11 protein-coding genes are annotated in these 17,444 nt (G+C 43.3%); all 11 read left to right on the top strand.

The window, feature by feature from the left end:
• Positions 1-22: 22 nt before the first annotated feature.
• The 11 genes from J7I42_RS35830 (at position 23) to J7I42_RS29735 (ending at position 16,773) form a co-directional block, all read left to right on the top strand.
• Positions 23-8,650, top strand: a complete 8,628-nt coding sequence (locus J7I42_RS35830; protein WP_236065613.1) for a DUF6443 domain-containing protein — start codon at positions 23-25, stop codon at positions 8,648-8,650.
• 11 nt (positions 8,651-8,661) lie between these two features.
• Positions 8,662-9,249 carry a hypothetical protein gene (locus J7I42_RS29780; RefSeq protein WP_209143173.1) on the top strand — a complete coding sequence of 196 codons (588 nt, stop codon included), beginning with the start codon at positions 8,662-8,664 and terminating at the stop codon, positions 9,247-9,249.
• Positions 9,250-9,277: 28 nt separating this feature from the next.
• Positions 9,278-9,427, top strand: coding sequence for a hypothetical protein (locus J7I42_RS29775; RefSeq protein ID WP_209143171.1), 150 nt, complete (start codon positions 9,278-9,280; stop codon positions 9,425-9,427).
• 193 nt (positions 9,428-9,620) lie between these two features.
• On the top strand, positions 9,621-12,026 hold the full coding sequence (locus tag J7I42_RS29770) for an RHS repeat domain-containing protein (RefSeq protein WP_209143169.1): 2,406 nt from the start codon (positions 9,621-9,623) through the stop codon (positions 12,024-12,026).
• Positions 12,027-12,035: 9 nt separating this feature from the next.
• Entirely contained in the window at positions 12,036-12,497 is a 462-nt protein-coding gene (locus J7I42_RS29765; protein ID WP_209143167.1) for a hypothetical protein, read from the top strand.
• Positions 12,498-12,837: 340 nt separating this feature from the next.
• Complete coding sequence (locus J7I42_RS29760) at positions 12,838-13,059, top strand: hypothetical protein (protein WP_209143165.1); 222 nt, start codon at positions 12,838-12,840, stop codon at positions 13,057-13,059.
• 22 nt (positions 13,060-13,081) lie between these two features.
• Positions 13,082-13,636, top strand: a complete 555-nt coding sequence (locus J7I42_RS29755; RefSeq protein ID WP_209143162.1) for a hypothetical protein — start codon at positions 13,082-13,084, stop codon at positions 13,634-13,636.
• Positions 13,637-13,683: 47 nt separating this feature from the next.
• Entirely contained in the window at positions 13,684-14,964 is a 1,281-nt protein-coding gene (locus tag J7I42_RS29750; protein ID WP_209143160.1) for a hypothetical protein, read from the top strand.
• A 40-nt stretch (positions 14,965-15,004) separates the two neighbouring features.
• On the top strand, positions 15,005-15,202 hold the full coding sequence (locus J7I42_RS29745; protein WP_209143158.1) for a hypothetical protein: 198 nt from the start codon (positions 15,005-15,007) through the stop codon (positions 15,200-15,202).
• Positions 15,165-16,148 carry a hypothetical protein gene (locus tag J7I42_RS29740; RefSeq protein ID WP_209143156.1) on the top strand — a complete coding sequence of 328 codons (984 nt, stop codon included), beginning with the start codon at positions 15,165-15,167 and terminating at the stop codon, positions 16,146-16,148. The genes J7I42_RS29745 and J7I42_RS29740 overlap by 38 nt, the downstream gene beginning before the upstream one ends.
• 181 nt (positions 16,149-16,329) lie before the next feature.
• The gene (locus tag J7I42_RS29735; RefSeq protein ID WP_209143154.1) at positions 16,330-16,773 is read left to right on the top strand and encodes a hypothetical protein; all 444 of its coding nucleotides are present in this window, start codon (positions 16,330-16,332) and stop codon (positions 16,771-16,773) included.
• The last annotated feature ends 671 nt before the right edge of the window (positions 16,774-17,444 follow it).

The raw sequence follows: 17,444 nt of genomic DNA, 5'->3' as shown, positions 1-17,444 counted from the left end.
ATTGGATCTAAACAAGACGTACATGCAGACCCATTCCTTTTACCGCATAGTATTACTGATCGGCTTTATTTGTAGTGTAGCGATTGCTCGTGCCGGCGACGGCGGCGGCGTTGTTGCCAGGGCCGTGCTCGATGGAGGTAAAAACCAGGTACATAAGGATTCTACCGTAACCGTAGAAGATTCAGCCTTCTTTAATGCGGCCGCCATTGGCTTAGATACCGGTTATTCGGTACAGAATATTATTACACTTAAAATAAATGAAGCCTCCGGTCTTTACATCCGAACTGCATTTAAGGCCGATGTGCGGGTGCACATCTCCTACAGTAATGGAAATGATACGGCTTCTTTTGATAAAGTGCTGACCGTTACCTATGATACCGGCCAAACCTATAATGCCCGTAACAATTTTACTTTCTATGGGGGAAGAAAAGTGACCGTGAGGATATTGGAGGTGAATGTAAATGGGGCCAACTGGGATGTATCATCAGTACTGATGGTGGAAAACCAGTTGACGGCCCGGCCAAAATATACATTCTCCTGTACCAACACAGTGACCAATATTGCCGTATCACCCGGTTCGCAAACCGATGAATTGCCGGTAAGCTGGACGGCCGTACGTGGCGCTGATCAATATGACCTGGAATGGACGTACATCGATGCAAGTGCCCTGGCCGATCATAAATATGGTGATCCTTTGAATCCGGCATTGGTCTTTTATAATAATGCTACCCGCGTAAGTACTACCAATAACTCGTATAACATACCCCTGATGTACGACAATTCCGGCACCCTCTTCATCCGGGTGCGGCCGGTGCAGATTGGTAAAGGAAATTCGGTAATAGCAGCCGTATGGAGTTCCGATGCATCGTCCGCCGGCCTGGGACAATATACATTTACCGGTCATGAACGGATGCTGAACTGGCAATCGAGCATCAGTTTTGCGGAGGAAGGAAAAAGAAAAGTGGTTGTTCAGTACTTTGATGGTGGTTTGCGCAGCCGCCAAACCGTTACCAAAGACAATACCAATAACAATACGATCGTTGCCGAAACTTTTTACGATTACCAGGGGCGCCCTGCCATCCAGGTAATGCCGGCCCCTTCTTTAAATAACGTTATTCAATATACCGCAGGGTTTAATAAAAGCCTCAATTACCCCGGACAGGATTACAGCCAAAGCGATTTCGATACGCTGATCAGTCCGGACATGTATTGTAATACCGGCGCAGGCGGCATGAATTCGACCTCGGGCGCCAGCCGTTATTATTCACCCAACAATCCCAATAAGACCATTGGGCTGAACCAGTTCATTCCCGATGCAAAAAATTATCCGTTCACTGAAACGGAATATACTGCTGATAACACCGGCCGGATCAGCCGGCAGAGTGGGGTAGGGCCCGATCACCAGTTGGGCAGCACCCATGAAACAAAATATTTTTATGGCACTCCTGATCAGGGGGAACTGGATGCATTGTTTGGTACCGATGTGGGCGATAATTCCCATTATTTTAAGAACATGGTGCAGGATGCCAACGGGCAGCTCAGCATCAGCTATGTAGATATGCATGGCCGTACCATTGCAACTACCCTGGCGGGCAAAAACCCCGGTAGTATGGCTCCGCTGTCGTCGTGCGATAGTGCGGTGGTTACGGAGAACCTGGCAGGATCTGGTACCGGTTACCTCGAGAACTGGAGCATGGTCAACCAGAAATCATTGGTGGTTTCAACAGCGGGCAACCATGAATTCAAATACAAGCTCGACCCGGCCTCGCTGATAGAGCAGGGGTGTGATTCGAATGTATGCTATAGTTGTTTGTATGATCTGCAAATAACGATCACCGACAAATGTAACAACCAGACGTTACCGGGCGGAAAAGCATTTGACACCGTTGTGCACAATTTTTCATTGGGAGCTATTGCGCCATCCTGTACTTCAACCCCGATGGACCTGACGTTTACCCTGCCTTTATCAATAGGCAACTATGAGGTGACCAAACGGTTGACGATAAGCCGCGATGCCTTTAATTATTACCGGGATAGCGTATACCTGCCCAACAATACCTGCAAATCGCTGCAGGACTTTATAAATGAACAACGCACCCTGATTGCGCAAACAAGCCAGGATTGTGTACCTGATTGTGCCAAATGCCGGGCTGAGGTGGGTACTTTTGAGCAGTTCAGGGCCGATTTTATAGCAAAGGCACATGTTCCGGCTGAGGAGGTGCCAGCTTATGCCGATCAAATTGCTGCGGCCTACAAAACTGCTGTTGAAGGCTGTGATGCATTATGCGGTGACAACGCTTCAGACGACAATGTTATTCGCACGGCTATGTTGCAGGATCTGACCCCGCCTTACGGCCAGTATGCCGATACAACAAAAACCACAAGCGAGGATAAATATTCTATATTTTATATAGACCCGAAAAACGAAGATCGCTATACACCTGTATTCCAGTTGGATGATATAGTATATAAGAATGCCAGCGGCGAACCAGATAAAGTATACGATCTGGAGAGTGGTTTGCTGGTTGATCCGCAGACATTGTCAAAAGTGGAGTTTACCCAGAATTTCCGTAGCACGTGGGCTGAAGCCTTATTGCCTTACCACCCTGAGTATTGCAAATTGCAGGAACTGGAATCGCTGAAGGCCAGCAGTTTGTGGGACCGCAAAATGGAAGCGGTCGGTAATTATAGAGATGCTCTGACCGGAGGTTATTTAAACCCAACTGGTATTAGCGATAGTAAATACAGTAAATATCCTAAAAACGATAACAACCTTGACCCTTTAATATCCTTACGTCCGGCGACGAAAGCAAAACTGGAAGAAAAGCTTACCAGGTACATACAGTTGAAAGATGGTACATGGCTGAACATGTGGAGTATGGCCAACATCGTTATTAAATGTGATTCCGGTAATGCCGAATGTGTAAAGTATTACAATAAAGATCAATCGCACAATTTCGATACTACCTGGTGCGATGGCGATCTGGACCTGGCCTGGCAATCGTTCCGCCAGATGTACCTGGCCGCCAAGCAGGAGATAATAAATGACCTGATCAAAAATGTAACCTGCAAGCCAGCCAACCCGGCTTATCCCGAGATGCCCAAGCGTTCCCAATTGATCGATGCCAAGCATACACCGCAATTCAATGAGGATATTAAAACGATTATTACAGAACAAAAACTCGATAAATTAACCAATCCCGACAATATTGAACAAGCGAAGGCAGAAGGACAGAAACAGCTGGATTCAATGTATATTGCCAATTGCCTGTCCCTGAAAAAACAATGGGCAAACCAGTTATCGCTTTGTGCTTTTCCCGATGCAGCTACCAAAGAGGCGTTATTGAATTTATTGTATGGATTATGCTACAAGGCTTGTGATAATAACCATCTATATGGCGCCAGCAGTTTGCCAGCCGGTTCAAACTACGAAGGCTATCACAACTTCGAGGAAATTATAAAAGACTTTAATGCTAAACATAATATTCCGTACGGACAGGAATGCAATGCGTATGTGATCACCATGCCTGCACCATACGACAAACAACCTGTCTACTTCGACAGGCCGGTTACCGGCAAGCCTGCTGATTGTGAATGTAAGATCCTTAATGAGCTTCATACCCGCTATATAACAGGCAACGCTGTGTTGGGCAGAAACGATGCGTCGTTTGCTGCTTATCTGAAAAGGACCCAGGGCGTAACCATGCGCGACAATGATCTGCAAACCTTGTTGAACCTGTGTAACAGTACACCGATACCCGGCGAGGCAGGCTATGTTTGCGCGAACCTGAAGCAGCCCATTTATCTGCCGCCCGCATTACAGTGTAACTCAGAAGAAGTATGTGCCAGCTGTAAAACGTTTGATGACCTTTACCAGCGTTACCAGCAGGAATTCCCGAACGATACCCCGCGCGTAGCGGAGGGTGATGATCCGGTTCAGCAAAAACGGAATATCCTCTTCCAGAACTATATGAATACCCATCTGGGTTATTCAATGCAGGCCTGGCAATACCTGCAGTTCAGACAAACCTGTCTCGATTCGGCTGGCAGCATCAGTAACATATCCTACTGCACCGACCAGCGGATTGGTAACCTGTATGAAACTGTGATCGACGAGAATGGCAAATTGCAGGATATTCAGCCAACACCCGATGGGGGTTATATTATGGCCGGCAATATTACCAGTCCGCTAGCAAAAGATGGCGTGCTGATAAAAACCGACAGTCTGGGCAACAGGCAATGGTCTAAGCATTATGGAGGAATGGGCAGTGACACCTTATTGCGTGTTCGCCGTACTACCGATAATGGATATATAGCGATAGGTACCACCCATTCAGGGAACTATTCCTCTGGTGCGGTCTGGATCTTAAAAGTTAGCGCTAACGGAGATACAAGCTGGACAAAAACGATCGGGTTCAGTACACCCTTTGGCGAGCATGGGTATGATATTATTCAAACCAGCGATGGCGGATATGCTGCACTGGGTATTTATAATCAGCATGCCGGACATGGCGAGTTTTTACTGAGCCGGTTACAGGCAAATGGTACGATCAGTTGGGTGCGCCGGTTTGGCACCAGCCGTTTGCAGAACAACAGTACAGTATGTATTCCCGGTGAAACCGATTCTATAAGTTATAATGGCGTTCCTTCCTATGGATTATTAGAACAGGATGATACGATCCTGGTGAGTGGCGCTGCCTATGACCCCAACCTGGGCGACCGGTACTATGGCGTGGTGCACCGGGTGAATAAAGACAATGGGACACTCATGGGTTCCTGGCATTATGCCGATGGTACAGATACCACCCGCAGTTGCTGGTTCAGGGATATTTATCCTACTGAGAATGGTTATATGGTGATGGTAAACAGTGCGCAGCAACTGGGTACTGTAAATGCTCAGGCGGGCGTGATCAATTTAAGCAGAACAGGTGAAGTAATATCATACAAGCGATTCAATATCCCTGCCGGAAGCAATAGAATGGTTACCTCCTCTGTATACCCGACCGGCGATGGCGGGTATATGGTAGCGCAAACCGGCAATAACAGTGCGCATATTATCTGGCAACAGGTAAATGCAGCGGGCACCTTGTTGTGGTCGAATGAAACTAACCTTCCAGGTACGCAAACCATTGGCCGCATTGCGAAAAGCAATAATGGCCGGTTTACAATGGCGGGCGACAACAACCAGAAAATGTTGATGCTGGCATTGAACCCGGGCGCCAATTGTTACGATCATGAAATAAGCCTGGGCGCTACCGATGAAACAGTAAGCCTGGTTCCCTGGGCAATAGGTGTAGATGAGTTAGTGTCGCCTCAGTATACAAATATGGGCATTACTGTTGGGGAGTTGGCGCTAACCAACTCGGCATTGGTTTGTAGTGGAGATGGACATTGTTACAATGATTATAAAGGGCCCACCTTATGTGGCAGAGCAGCACCGGTGATCCCACCGTTAGTGATAGACCCCGCTGGCCCCTGTGACGACAGTACCTTCTTTGCTGTAAGCAAGGGCACCGAGTTGTACAAGGCATATACCGACTCATTAACAGGTGCATTTGAAAGAAAGTATATAGAGAAATGTTTACAGGCATACCGGTTTGAATCGTTTACGGTTACTTATAAAAAGAAAGAATATCACTATACATTATATTATTACGACCAGGCGGGAAATTTGATCCGGACAGTACCACCGGCAGGTGTACATAAGTATGATACAGTACAGGTACAAACGGCCAGAAAAGCAGGGGTGGAGCTGCCTTTTTCACACACCTTGTACACCGACTACCGCTACAATACGTTAAACCAGGTTGTGGCGCAACACTCGCCCGATGGCGGTACCAGCAACTTCTGGTACGACAGATTAGGACGATTAAGCGTTTCTCAGAATGCAAAACAAAAAGACAGTACACAATACAGTTATACGAAGTATGACGATATAGGCCGTATTACAGAGGTAGGACAGCTGACAAGCAGCTCGACCATGGCAGATGCCACCAGCAGAGACCAACAATTGTTGAAGAACTGGTTAACAAATGCCGCGGGTACAGCGGAGCAGATAACCAGAACCATGTATGATCAGGAATATTCGCCTCTACACGGTTATTATCTGACGGCACGCAATGTACGTAACCGCGTGGCCTGGACTGCCCTGTATAATACCGCGAAGGACCTGGATAGTCTTAAGTCTGCCACTGCTACTTATTATAGCTATGATATCTTAGGGAATGTAGATACCCTGTTACAGGATTACCGGTTTGGAGTATTGAATGCGACTAACAACCGTTTCAAGAAAATTGCCTATGACTTTGACCTGGTAAGCGGAAAAGTGAACCAGGTAAGTTATCAGCCAGGGCAGCCCGATGCCTTCTATCATCGGTATGTGTACGATGCCGAGAACCGGATCACCAATGTGCTCACCAGTGCCGATAGCGTAAACTGGGACAATGATGCGTTCTATCAGTATTATGATCACGGCCCATTAGCGCGTACTGTTTTGGGTGAGCAACAGGTGCAGGGGATAAATTATGCCTATAACCTGCAGGGGTGGATGAAGGCGATCAACCCGGATATCGTTACATCCGGCTATACGTTAAAGCCAGATGGAAGCACCGGAAGTGTGGTAGGTAAATCAGCCTACAATGTGATGCTGAATTATTACAAAGGAGATTACAGAGCAATTAGTGGAGCTACTCCGTGGGATGCATCGTTGACCGCCAGGTTGAATGATAGCAGTAACTATCGCCCGCTGTACAATGGAAACATCAGCAGCATGGCGGTGAACGTAGGCGCGTTGAACAGTCCGATGTTGTATAACTACCAGTATGACCAGCTCAACCGCCTGGTAGGTATGGATGCCTGGAAAACTACAGGCAACGACTGGGGCACCATTGCCAAAACGACCGATTTCCAGGAACGGGTAAGCTATGATGCCAATGGAAATATCCTGACCTACAGCCGAAATGGAAATACGGCAGGTGGCAAACAGCCGGAAATGGATAAGCTGGCCTATTACTATAAACCAAATACCAACCAGCTGGATTATGTGCATGATACGGTGCCGGCAGGTAACTATGATGCGGATATCGATGCGCAGACTGCCGGAAATTTTGAATATGACGCTATCGGTAACCTGGTTAAAAATGTGGCAGATAGTATTGCCAGCATCAGTTGGACGGTATATGGAAAGATCAGCCAGATCAAAAAGGAAGATGGAACAGTAATTTGTTACTCGTACGGCACCGATGGAAACCGGATCAGTAAAATGGTTATAAAGCCAGGATCTACCGATACCGCCCGCACCTGGTATGTACGCGATGCGAGTGGCAATGTGATGAGTGTGTACGAATCGGGAAGACCAGCGGTAAATGATGGCCACCTGACGCAATCAGAGCTGCATTTGTATGGTAGTAGCCGGTTAGGATTATTAAGGCGCAGTCTGGATGTGGCTAAACAATACGATGCCGCCGATACCACCATGCCATTGCTTGGTACTGCTTTGAGTGTTAACTTTGGCAGAGGAAATAAGCTCTTTGAGTTAAGCAATCACTTAGGCAACGTACTGGTAACGGTGAATGATAAAAAGCTGGGTGTTTCATCGAACAACAATACCATTGACTATTTCAATCCGCAGATAGTAAGTGCGCAGGATTATTATCCGTTTGGGATGTTGCAGCCGGGTAGGAGTGTGAATGTGAGTGGGTACAGGTATGGGTTTAACGGGCAGGAAAAGAGTGATGAAGTTTTTGAAGGGTCAACAACGGCTTTATTCTGGGAGTATGACAGTCGTATTGGAAGACGATGGAATATTGATCCGAAGCCAATAACTGGGATAAGTGGTTATAGTACCTTTGGTGGCAATCCGATTTGGTTTAATGATATCAATGGAGACCAAGCAGATACATTGGGTGGGATTAACATAGAAAGCGCCAAACAATTAAGGGCTACGATACTGGGGACATTTAAAGGCCCGGGTAGGGATAACTTACAAAGTTTGTTTAAACTTGATGGTAATAATTTTGCTACAATTGATGAGAAAGAGTTTGGTAACGCTATTAAGAATTTAAGTTTAGATGACCAGATTTTGGCGGTTGGCTATTATAGTGCAATAAATTCGACAAAGCTTCACACTGTTGAAATAATGACTCGAGAGGATAGATTAAGCGATAAAGCGCAGGAAATTACTAAACTTTGGCTCCTTAATGGTAGTGAAGCAGAGAGTCGTCAAGATGGACCAGGAGGGAATTGGACAGTTTTAGATAAGAATGATGGTAGCTATTTGGGCTCTCATACCATTTTAATTACAAACTCAGATATAAAATTAAATTACCTGTCTGCAACAAAAGAGGGATTGATTACTAGAAGACCTCCTTTAGCCGAGTTGGCCGCACATGAGATAATAGGGCATGGTTTAGGTGGAGAAGGGGAAAATGGAATTCATAAAATGGATCTTTTGTATGCTATGCAGATTAATAATATTTTCTTAAGAACCGCACCTGAAAATGGGATGACGTTATGGAGAGATGGAAGAGATCATCAAGGCTTCACGGAAAAGCCACTTCCTTTTAATGTTGCGAATGAAACTCCTTCTTTTGTTACGTCGGCATTATTTAATATAATTCTAAATAATGCTCGTCCAAAGTATAAGTATTAAATTCTATTAATATGCACAAATTAATGTATTGCACTCTGTTTTTTCTCTTGATGGAGAACTCATTGCTTTCACAATCAATAAGTGGAAGCAAAGCTTCTCAACTCGATACAATTGCATCGTTAAAAATGGGAGATAGTGGATTTATAGTAAGTGCTTATTTAAGTGATAGGGTCTATGTTATTCAACGATCCAAAGATTCGTTATTGGTTTCTAGTTATGCTATAACGATGGACGATGAGATCGGAGCTGTGTACTCAATTTTGGTTAATAATGATACTTTATTTACAAAAGAAGTAAGTGCGCTTTATAACGATATAAAACAAAATCATAGTTATCAACCTTACACGAGAGAAAGGCTAACAAGTGGCCTGAACCTTTGTCTGACATTTTATGACGTGGATGGATTGCAAATATTTTGCAAGAAAGGTGCTTCGCGAAATCAACTTGCGATGGTGCAATCAATTCTTGGTAGTCTTAATGCATATTCGGTTGTGCCTTTTTCTAGACCTAGCAGGTGGATGAAGGACTTAAAAATTGATAAGTGGAATGAATTATTAAAATATTTAAGGACTAATACCCTAGATAGCCAACCAAAATAATTGACCTTGAAATAGCATAATCTTTATCATGAAACGAATTCTATTCCTCCTGGTACTTTTATGCCTGGAAAAGACCTTGTCCGCCCAAACGCCCCGTACGCCTTATGTCTACAGCATTAAAGCTGACAGTGTAAAGATCACGAACAGTTGTGATACGGCAGAGTTGATCATCGTTTAATAAAGGCAGGCGAAGAACGGAATTCACAACATAAAAATGGACCAACATGTTATAAAAGTTCTTTGAAATGAGTGCTGAGTAGAATTATGGAACGTACAAGTGAGTGACACAACAGAAGTTGATAGTGTTACATAGCTGGTTAAAAATAGAGTGATCATAAATGGGTGATGATCACCTGTAGGATTATGAGCGGATGACTTTAGCGGAAAGGGTAAGTTGCCAGCCAGGGCAGCCCGATGCCTTCTATCATCGGTATGTGTACGATGCCGAGAACCGGATCACCAATGTGCTTACCAGTGCAGATAGCGTAAACTGGGACAATGATGCGTTCTATCAGTATTATGATCACGGCCCATTAGGGCGTACTGTTTTGGGCGAGCAACAGGTGCAGGGGATAAATTATGCCTATAACCTGCAGGTGTGGATGAAAGCGATCAATCCGGATATCGTTACATCCGGCTATACGTTAAAGCCAGATGGAAGCACCGGAAGTGTGGTAGGAAAGTCAGCCTACAATGTAATGCTGAATTATTTCAAAGGCGATTACAAGGCCATCAGCGGCGCTGCTTCACAAGATGCAGATGTGAAATTGGGAAGTGAATACCATCCATTATACAATGGAAATATCAGCAGCATGGCGGTGAATGTTGACGCGTTACACAAGCCATTATTGTATAATTATCAATATGACCAGCTTAATCGCCTGGTGGCGATGGATGCCTGGGAAAAGAAAAGCAATGACTGGAGCGATATTGCCAAATTGGCCAATGGCGACTTCCAGGAACGGGTAAGCTATGATGGCAATGGAAATATTGTAACCTACAGCCGAAATGGAAATACGGCTGGTGGCAAGCAAGCGGAAATGGATAAACTGACTTATCATTATAAGCCATTCACCAATCAACTGGATTATGTGCATGATACCGTACCTGCAGGTAATTACGATGTGGATATCGATGCACAGACTGCTGGTAATTTTGAATATGATTCTATTGGAAATCTGGTTAAGAACGTTGCCGATAGCATTAAAAGCATCAACTGGACGGTTTACGGAAAGATCAGCCAGATCAAAAAGGATGACGGAACCGTTATTAGTTACACGTACGGCACAGATGGAAACCGGATCAGTAAAATGGTTATAAAGCCAGGATCTACCGATACTGCCCGCACCTGGTATGTACGCGATGCAAGTGGCAATGTGATGAGCGTGTACGAATCAGGGAGACCGGCAGTAAATAATGGCCACCTTACGCAATCAGAACTGCATTTATATGGCAGCAGCAGACTGGGATTGTTACGACGCAGCCTGGATTTGACTAAGGATTATGCCGCCGCCGATACCACTATGCCATTGCTGGGTACCGCTTTGAGTGTTAACTTTGGCAGGGGAAATAAGCTCTTTGAGTTAAGCAACCACTTGGGCAACGTACTGGTAACACTAAACGATAAAAAACTCGGTGTATCTACCAACAACACCACCATTGATTATTTCAATCCGCAGATTGTAAGTGCACAGGATTATTATCCATTTGGGATGTTGCAGCCGGGAAGGAGCTTTAATGCTGGAGGATATAGATATGGGTTTAATGGTAAGGAGAACGATAATGAGGTGAAGGGCGAGGGTGAGCAGCAGGATTATGGCATGCGGGTGTATGATACCAGGTTGGGGAGGTTTTTGAGTGTGGATCCCTTATCGGAAAAATATCCTTTCTATACTCCTTATCAATTTGCAGGAAATAGTCCAATTTTATCAATTGATATAGATGGCCTTGAAGGTGATAAAAATGTAAATAATTCAGAAAGTTCGGCGTCTAAAGAACCTTCCACACCTGTAAATTTTTGGGATCAGGATCCTGAAAATAACGAGTTTAAGAAAAGTGATATTTTTAAGGAATATGTTAAACAATTAAAGCCTGGAGAAACACTAAATAAGATTAATGGAGTTGTTGTATTTTCTCGGGAGTCAGATGTTAGTGATGAGACAAAATATTATTGGCTTAACGGGAAAACATGGGTTCCATTTAATCCTCAGGTTTATACAACCCCGATTGATCGAAATCTTTTAAAAACAATTTTTTGGGATGCCCCGATAAAGCCTTTGCTTCCATTTGAAGATATTGATGTTTATGCAAGTGCTCAGGTGAAAAAATCAGTTGATGTTAATGTTTTTGGTAGAAAGGTTACCGGTACTATGGTTCAATATGGTGGTCAAGTTGGAATAACTTCAGAAGATGATAAAGGATTTTATGCAGATTTTGTAACTGTAAATAGATCTTATGTTAATTACAAAATACCGAATACTAAGACAGAGGTAAGAGTAATTCCATTCAATGGGTCACTTAAAACCCCCGTTCCGATTAGTAGTGCTAAATATGGTGACTTTAAACCTGCTATACGAGTTTTAAATACAATTGGGTCGTATAGAGGAGCAGATATACAAGCTGAGGCAATGATGGGGAGGCATTTTAGTTTAGGACTACGTGCAAAAATTGAAACACCAAAGGTTGCGGGTTATAGTTTAGAAGTCAGTGCAGGGGGCAGAGCAGGTCATTTAAAATGGCCAACCATTGTAACTGCTTTATATAATGCTGTTAAATAAAATTGGGGTATGAAAAAGCAACACATAGAGTTAATTGTATTAATAGGGGTAAGTTTTATTCTTGTTAGGGTCTTGAAACCTAATCAATGGGATGTAATGATTTATTCACTTTTATCACTCATTCTTCTTTTAAGCGTTTCGCAAGAAATATATAGAATAATTAAAACGCGTAATGGGGTATATGTTGAAGGGGTGATAAAAGATGAATGTGTGGAAGGCGATATTGAAATAAAAAGAGTTGTTGAGTTTATTTCTTCTGCTGATAATAAAAAATATAAAATTAAATATTTTGTTAATGAAAGTGCTACTAAGATAGCGACAAGTACAACAACTGTAAAAGTATGGCTTAATGTAAAAAAACCTAAAAAGTCATTAGTTGTAAAGGAGTTTGATGGTTTAACAGTTTTGTCTTTGTCGGGTAAAGTGTTATTTGCCGCCTTTTTTATTGTTATGATTATTATAAATTGGTGAAATTAGATAATAAACCATTGAACCAAAAGTGGCACAAGTTTGCCATTGTTCAGTAACCAGGCGCAAGCATCCGCTTGTGCCAGGCAGGTAGTAAGCAACTTTTTAACGTATATCATGAATGATGAGCTGGAAATGCGAATTTGAATACCGGGAGATTATTATAAAAGTAGGGCCGACCTCGATAATGGAGAGGCCGGCAAAAAGAATAGTAATAATGAAACTTAAAAAGAGAGTGATTGAATTATCGTAAATAATGAAGCACAATCGACACAAGCAGACGCTTGCGCCAGCAAAAACCACAATACAAACCAACCAATCCGTAAAATAGCATAAACCATATATGAAACGAATTATGTTCCTCCTGGCACTATTATGCCTGGAAAAGACCCTACACGCTCAAACGCCCCGTACACCCTACATCTACAGCATCAAAGCTGATAGCGTAAAGATCACGAACAGTTGTGATACGGCGGAGTTGACTATTGAGAGTCATACCCGAATGGTGTCGGCTACCTTATTAACAACCTTTAATAAAAGGTGTCAGCCACTCGGTAAACACTAAACCTTAAATGAAATTAATCTTTATGCAAAGAATATTGTATTGTGTCCTGGTTTGTTTGTCAATGATGAATGTTGCGTTTTCTCAGGTAAAGCGGGAAAAAATAAGTGAGCAATTTGATAAGATCGCTTCCCTGCCAGTGAAGGATAAGGATTTTACCATTAGTGCTTTTCTTGGTAAAACGATCTTCGTGTTACAAGGAGCCAAAGATTCTTTATTGGTTACCTGTTATACAGCAACCGAAAATGACGCAGTAAGAGAGGTGCGTTCTATTTTCGTGAATAATGATTCATTGTTTGTGAAAGCAGTACAGTCGCTTTTTACTGATATAAAGCAAAAGAATAATTATCAGCCTTATTCAAAAGCGGCATTGGCAAATGGTAACTTCTTTCTCACATTTAATGAGCGGAACAAGCTGCAGATGGTTAGCCGGAAAGAGGCTTCCACTGCTCAGCAAAAGAATATGAATTATCTCCTGGGTCGTCTGAATGCGTATTCGTTTACTCCTGAAGAAGATAACGAGCGGGTGAAAGTGTTACATATCACCAATATAAATGAGTTGTTGAAATTTTTAATGTAATTGAAGTAGAATAATAAGAATTAACCTAAAGTAACGTATTACGATATATGAGAAAGATATTGTTTGTCCTTGTCCTGTTGTGTGTGGAAAAGATGGCCCACGCGCAAACGCCCCGTACACCTTACATCTACAGTATCAAAGCTGATAGTGTAAAGATTACTAATACCTGCGATACGGCAGAGCTGATCATAGAGAACCATACGCAAACAGTGCCCGGCTTTTTGTATAATAAAGGTCTGGGTAGGACCGAGTTTAGAAGAATAACTCAATTTGATGATACATCGGTTGTTGTTGGTGGTGATACCATTCACCTGGGAAGAGGGTATAAAAATTTCGCCAATGCCGATCTTACTTATGATGATAACCATCTACATAAAGGTGCATTTCATTCTATGAACCTGACTGATTTTAGTAAAATAGGCTTCAAAACAAACAATGTCGATGGTACGGTAAGCGCTGCGTTAAATATGGATCCCAGTAAAGGTAGCTGGATTTGGAATAACACAAGTGATCCGGATTTAATTAGAAATAACACCCTGAATTTAAATTCCGGACAGATTAGAGGTTTAGTCACTAGCACTACACCTTATACTTCTAAAGTCGGACAAATGTGGCTTAACCCTGGAGGTTTTATTTTAAATGAATATGTTACAGATTTAACTACAGGAAACTGGAAGGAGGTAGGTCTTTCTACTAACGTGGACGACTATGATCTGCTGTCGCTCGACCTTCATTCTAATGGCGGAACTATTAATTTAGTTAGCGATAATATTGAAAATTCAACCCAAACTGGGATTTATTTGAATAAAGGTGAGAGTGTGATAACTTCTTGTTGGAATATCGGTATTGGTTCTCATACGACCTTGGTGCAAAGTAATGATGGGTTTAGCTTTGTGAGAAATAATGAGGAGATTGGGTTGAACCTTGGCTTTAAAATACCTGGCCTACCTATCTCCACCAACAGCCAGGACAGTGTGTTGGTAATAAGTGCTAATGACGGCCAGGTTAAAAAGCAGGCTCAATCAGCCCTTACGCCCGCATTGGCTATAAATACTGTTGACATTGTAGATATCACAGCTTCTGTGGACGCCCTTACTAAGCTTCCCAATTTGCAAAGCCATCCCGGTCACACTGTTACCTTGCCGCCTGCCGCCAGCTATACCGGTAAGAAGATCTATATCTGGAATCAGAACGCGAACAGCAGCAGCAATTCCTGGACATTTGCGTCCCCGGTAACACTGCCCGACAATACAACCAGCAACGTCATTCCTAATAAAACAACCATAGAGTTACTGAGTGACGGCGAGGTTTGGATAAGATGGAAGTAATATCAACGTAAACCAATCCGTAAAATAGCATAAACCATATATGAAAAGAATTGTGTTCCTCCTAGCACTTGTATGCCTGGAAAAAACCTTGTCGGCCCAAACGCCCCGTACGCCTTACGTTTACACCATCAAAGCAGATAGTGTAAAGATCACGAACACCTGTGATACGGCCGAGCTGATCATCGAGAACCATACCCAGAATGTACCGGGCTTTTTATTCGGGCCGTACAGAATTTAGAAGACTGGTGACAAAGGTTGATGATAGTTTATATATTATCGGTGTCGATACACTAAAATTATCCGGTGCCTGGTTGCAGGGTGGAAACAGTTTTGGCACCACCGGTAAATTTGGTACGCTGGATAATAATCATATCGACTTCTATACCAATAATCTTAAACGTGGCCGCTGGACCAATACAGGTAATTTATTGATTGGAACGGAAACTGACAATAATTTTAAATTGCAGGTTAATGGCAAAAGCTGGTTTGGCAATGATATTAATATAACCAATCCAGCTTATGTCGGAGATGCCTGGTTGAGGATGACAGGTGATCTTAAGTTTAGTATTACCGGGCCACAAACAGAAACATTGAATTTTGCAAGTGGTAATATTCAAAGTACTGTTGGAGTGTTGGCCCCCTGGTTTTTGTCTACAAACCCACCGAGTCAACGTGGAAATTATTACGTTCCTGTTGCTGGAGGCTTTTATAGCACAACTAATAGCCCCGGATATACGGAGGTAACTACATTTCACACCTTCACAACTCAGCCGCCATTACCCAATAGCGGTAGGGCGGCCCAAACATTGGTTGAAATCAATAAATTGGTCAATAGAGGGAGTAATGCTGACTCTACCGATGGCACAGAAACAGGCTTGAGAATATTGTTTTCCGTTACCGGAGCCGCCTATAACTTACGAGCCCTGGAAACAGTGAATGGGGATGTGAAACTAAACACGACCAATGGCAAAACAAGCATTGGCCTGGATCCTGATTCAGGTATTACGTCCAAATTGGATGTTACCGGTGATAACGGCTATAGTCAGTTCCGGCTTCGTAAAAAATATACGCCTACATCAAGCTCCGATGCTAACGGTAATGTAGGAGACATGAGCTGGGATGATAATTTTATCTACATCAAAACAGCCGAAGGCTGGAAGCGAAGTACATTAAGCTCCTTTTAATTTATAACGAAAGTAAGACCCCGGCGGTGCTGTCGGGGTCTTTGTGAAGTAATCTGGCACAAGTGGACGCTTGCGCCATTGAGGGTTGTTTATTTTATGCCTAAGAACATTTGAACAGATCAAAAAAAGCTATATATTGGCGCGGCTTTTCCATATGAATGGCCCTAAATCCGTATTTCTTATGAATTCGATCACTTTTTTTGCCCTTTTATTTTCATTATGGTCCGGTCCTGCGGTTAAAACAGCTCATGACCCGCAACCGGCCGGCTGCCAGTCTTATAATGATCCTGCGCTTAACCTGACTGTATATACCAGCGTAGAAAAAAAACCGGAATATCCCGGTGGTACATCTGCATGGGGACAGTTTGTAAACAAAAACCTTATTGAGGCTAATTTGGATCCTGCAGTAGACTGCAATGTCAAAATTAAAATGATCATTGACGCTACCGGTGCAATCAAAAAGGCAGTGCCAGTACGTGGCGATGTCGAAGTAAAAGAACCGAATGCCAATGAAAAGGAAGTGGTACGCGTGTATCTTAAATCAGGCGCCTGGGTGCCTGGCCAATGCGGTGGAAATAACGTAGCCGCTGAATACGTGGAATCGTTTACTCCTTGCATCAAGTAAAATATTTGTCATTATGGACAGGCCCCGGCGATACCGTCGGGGCTTTTTGTTTTAATGGCGCTCTGCCGAGGCGGAGCGCCATTGTAGCTATTGGAATGGGAGTGAGAAGATCGTAGAATCGATTGATTAATAATTTAATATCATACATGCATTCTCATTCCAACGTTGTAAGTGACTGAAACGAAACTCTTTAGTAAGGCGCAGACGCATTTTTCTTCGGGATTCCTTTGGGTTTTCCCTGGGGAAACACCTGGTTTTCTTTGGCAAAAGCCGAACAAATGCCAAACAAGCCCCCTTGCAAATAGCGCGCAGACCCGAGCAAATTTTCACCAATAGTTCTTGTCGGATTCATTCCAGATATAGCGGATAGCCGATACTTATCCCACCAGCATGCCACCAAAATGCCATCCGAATCCCATAGTCTATGGCATTCGGATGGGATTCGGATGGCATTCGGATGGGATTGTGACCGGGGAAAAGGCTTGTTTCAATATATCTGAAAAGAGTCTGACAGGAAGATCACCAGTATGCTGCTACTCTTGCTGTCGAATTCAGGTACAGAATAATACTCATTCCGGTACGAAACAGATTGGTAAAATCTCGGTGAGTTATCGGCCAAATGGCTAAATAGCTCATCTTTTTGTTTGAATTTTGCAATCTGAAAAGGAGTT

Origin of the sequence: Niastella soli, assembly GCF_017742245.1 — a bacterium.
GTDB classification, from domain to species: Bacteria; Bacteroidota; Bacteroidia; order Chitinophagales; family Chitinophagaceae; genus Niastella; species Niastella soli.
The sequence above is the reverse complement of the archived record's forward strand: the minus strand, read 5'-3'. Positions and strand labels throughout refer to the sequence as shown.

What these genes read in the sequence shown, in the direction of transcription:
- J7I42_RS35830 (WP_236065613.1), top strand. Translation starts at nt 23, where the DNA reads ATGCAGACCCATTCCTTTTACCGCATAGTATTACTGATCGGCTTTATT.
- J7I42_RS29780 (WP_209143173.1), top strand. Translation starts at nt 8,662, where the DNA reads ATGCACAAATTAATGTATTGCACTCTGTTTTTTCTCTTGATGGAGAAC.
- J7I42_RS29775 (WP_209143171.1), top strand. Translation starts at nt 9,278, where the DNA reads ATGAAACGAATTCTATTCCTCCTGGTACTTTTATGCCTGGAAAAGACC.
- J7I42_RS29770 (WP_209143169.1), top strand. Translation starts at nt 9,621, where the DNA reads ATGACTTTAGCGGAAAGGGTAAGTTGCCAGCCAGGGCAGCCCGATGCC.
- J7I42_RS29765 (WP_209143167.1), top strand. Translation starts at nt 12,036, where the DNA reads ATGAAAAAGCAACACATAGAGTTAATTGTATTAATAGGGGTAAGTTTT.
- J7I42_RS29760 (WP_209143165.1), top strand. Translation starts at nt 12,838, where the DNA reads ATGAAACGAATTATGTTCCTCCTGGCACTATTATGCCTGGAAAAGACC.
- J7I42_RS29755 (WP_209143162.1), top strand. Translation starts at nt 13,082, where the DNA reads ATGCAAAGAATATTGTATTGTGTCCTGGTTTGTTTGTCAATGATGAAT.
- J7I42_RS29750 (WP_209143160.1), top strand. Translation starts at nt 13,684, where the DNA reads ATGAGAAAGATATTGTTTGTCCTTGTCCTGTTGTGTGTGGAAAAGATG.
- J7I42_RS29745 (WP_209143158.1), top strand. Translation starts at nt 15,005, where the DNA reads ATGAAAAGAATTGTGTTCCTCCTAGCACTTGTATGCCTGGAAAAAACC.
- J7I42_RS29740 (WP_209143156.1), top strand. Translation starts at nt 15,165, where the DNA reads ATGTACCGGGCTTTTTATTCGGGCCGTACAGAATTTAGAAGACTGGTG.
- J7I42_RS29735 (WP_209143154.1), top strand. Translation starts at nt 16,330, where the DNA reads ATGAATTCGATCACTTTTTTTGCCCTTTTATTTTCATTATGGTCCGGT.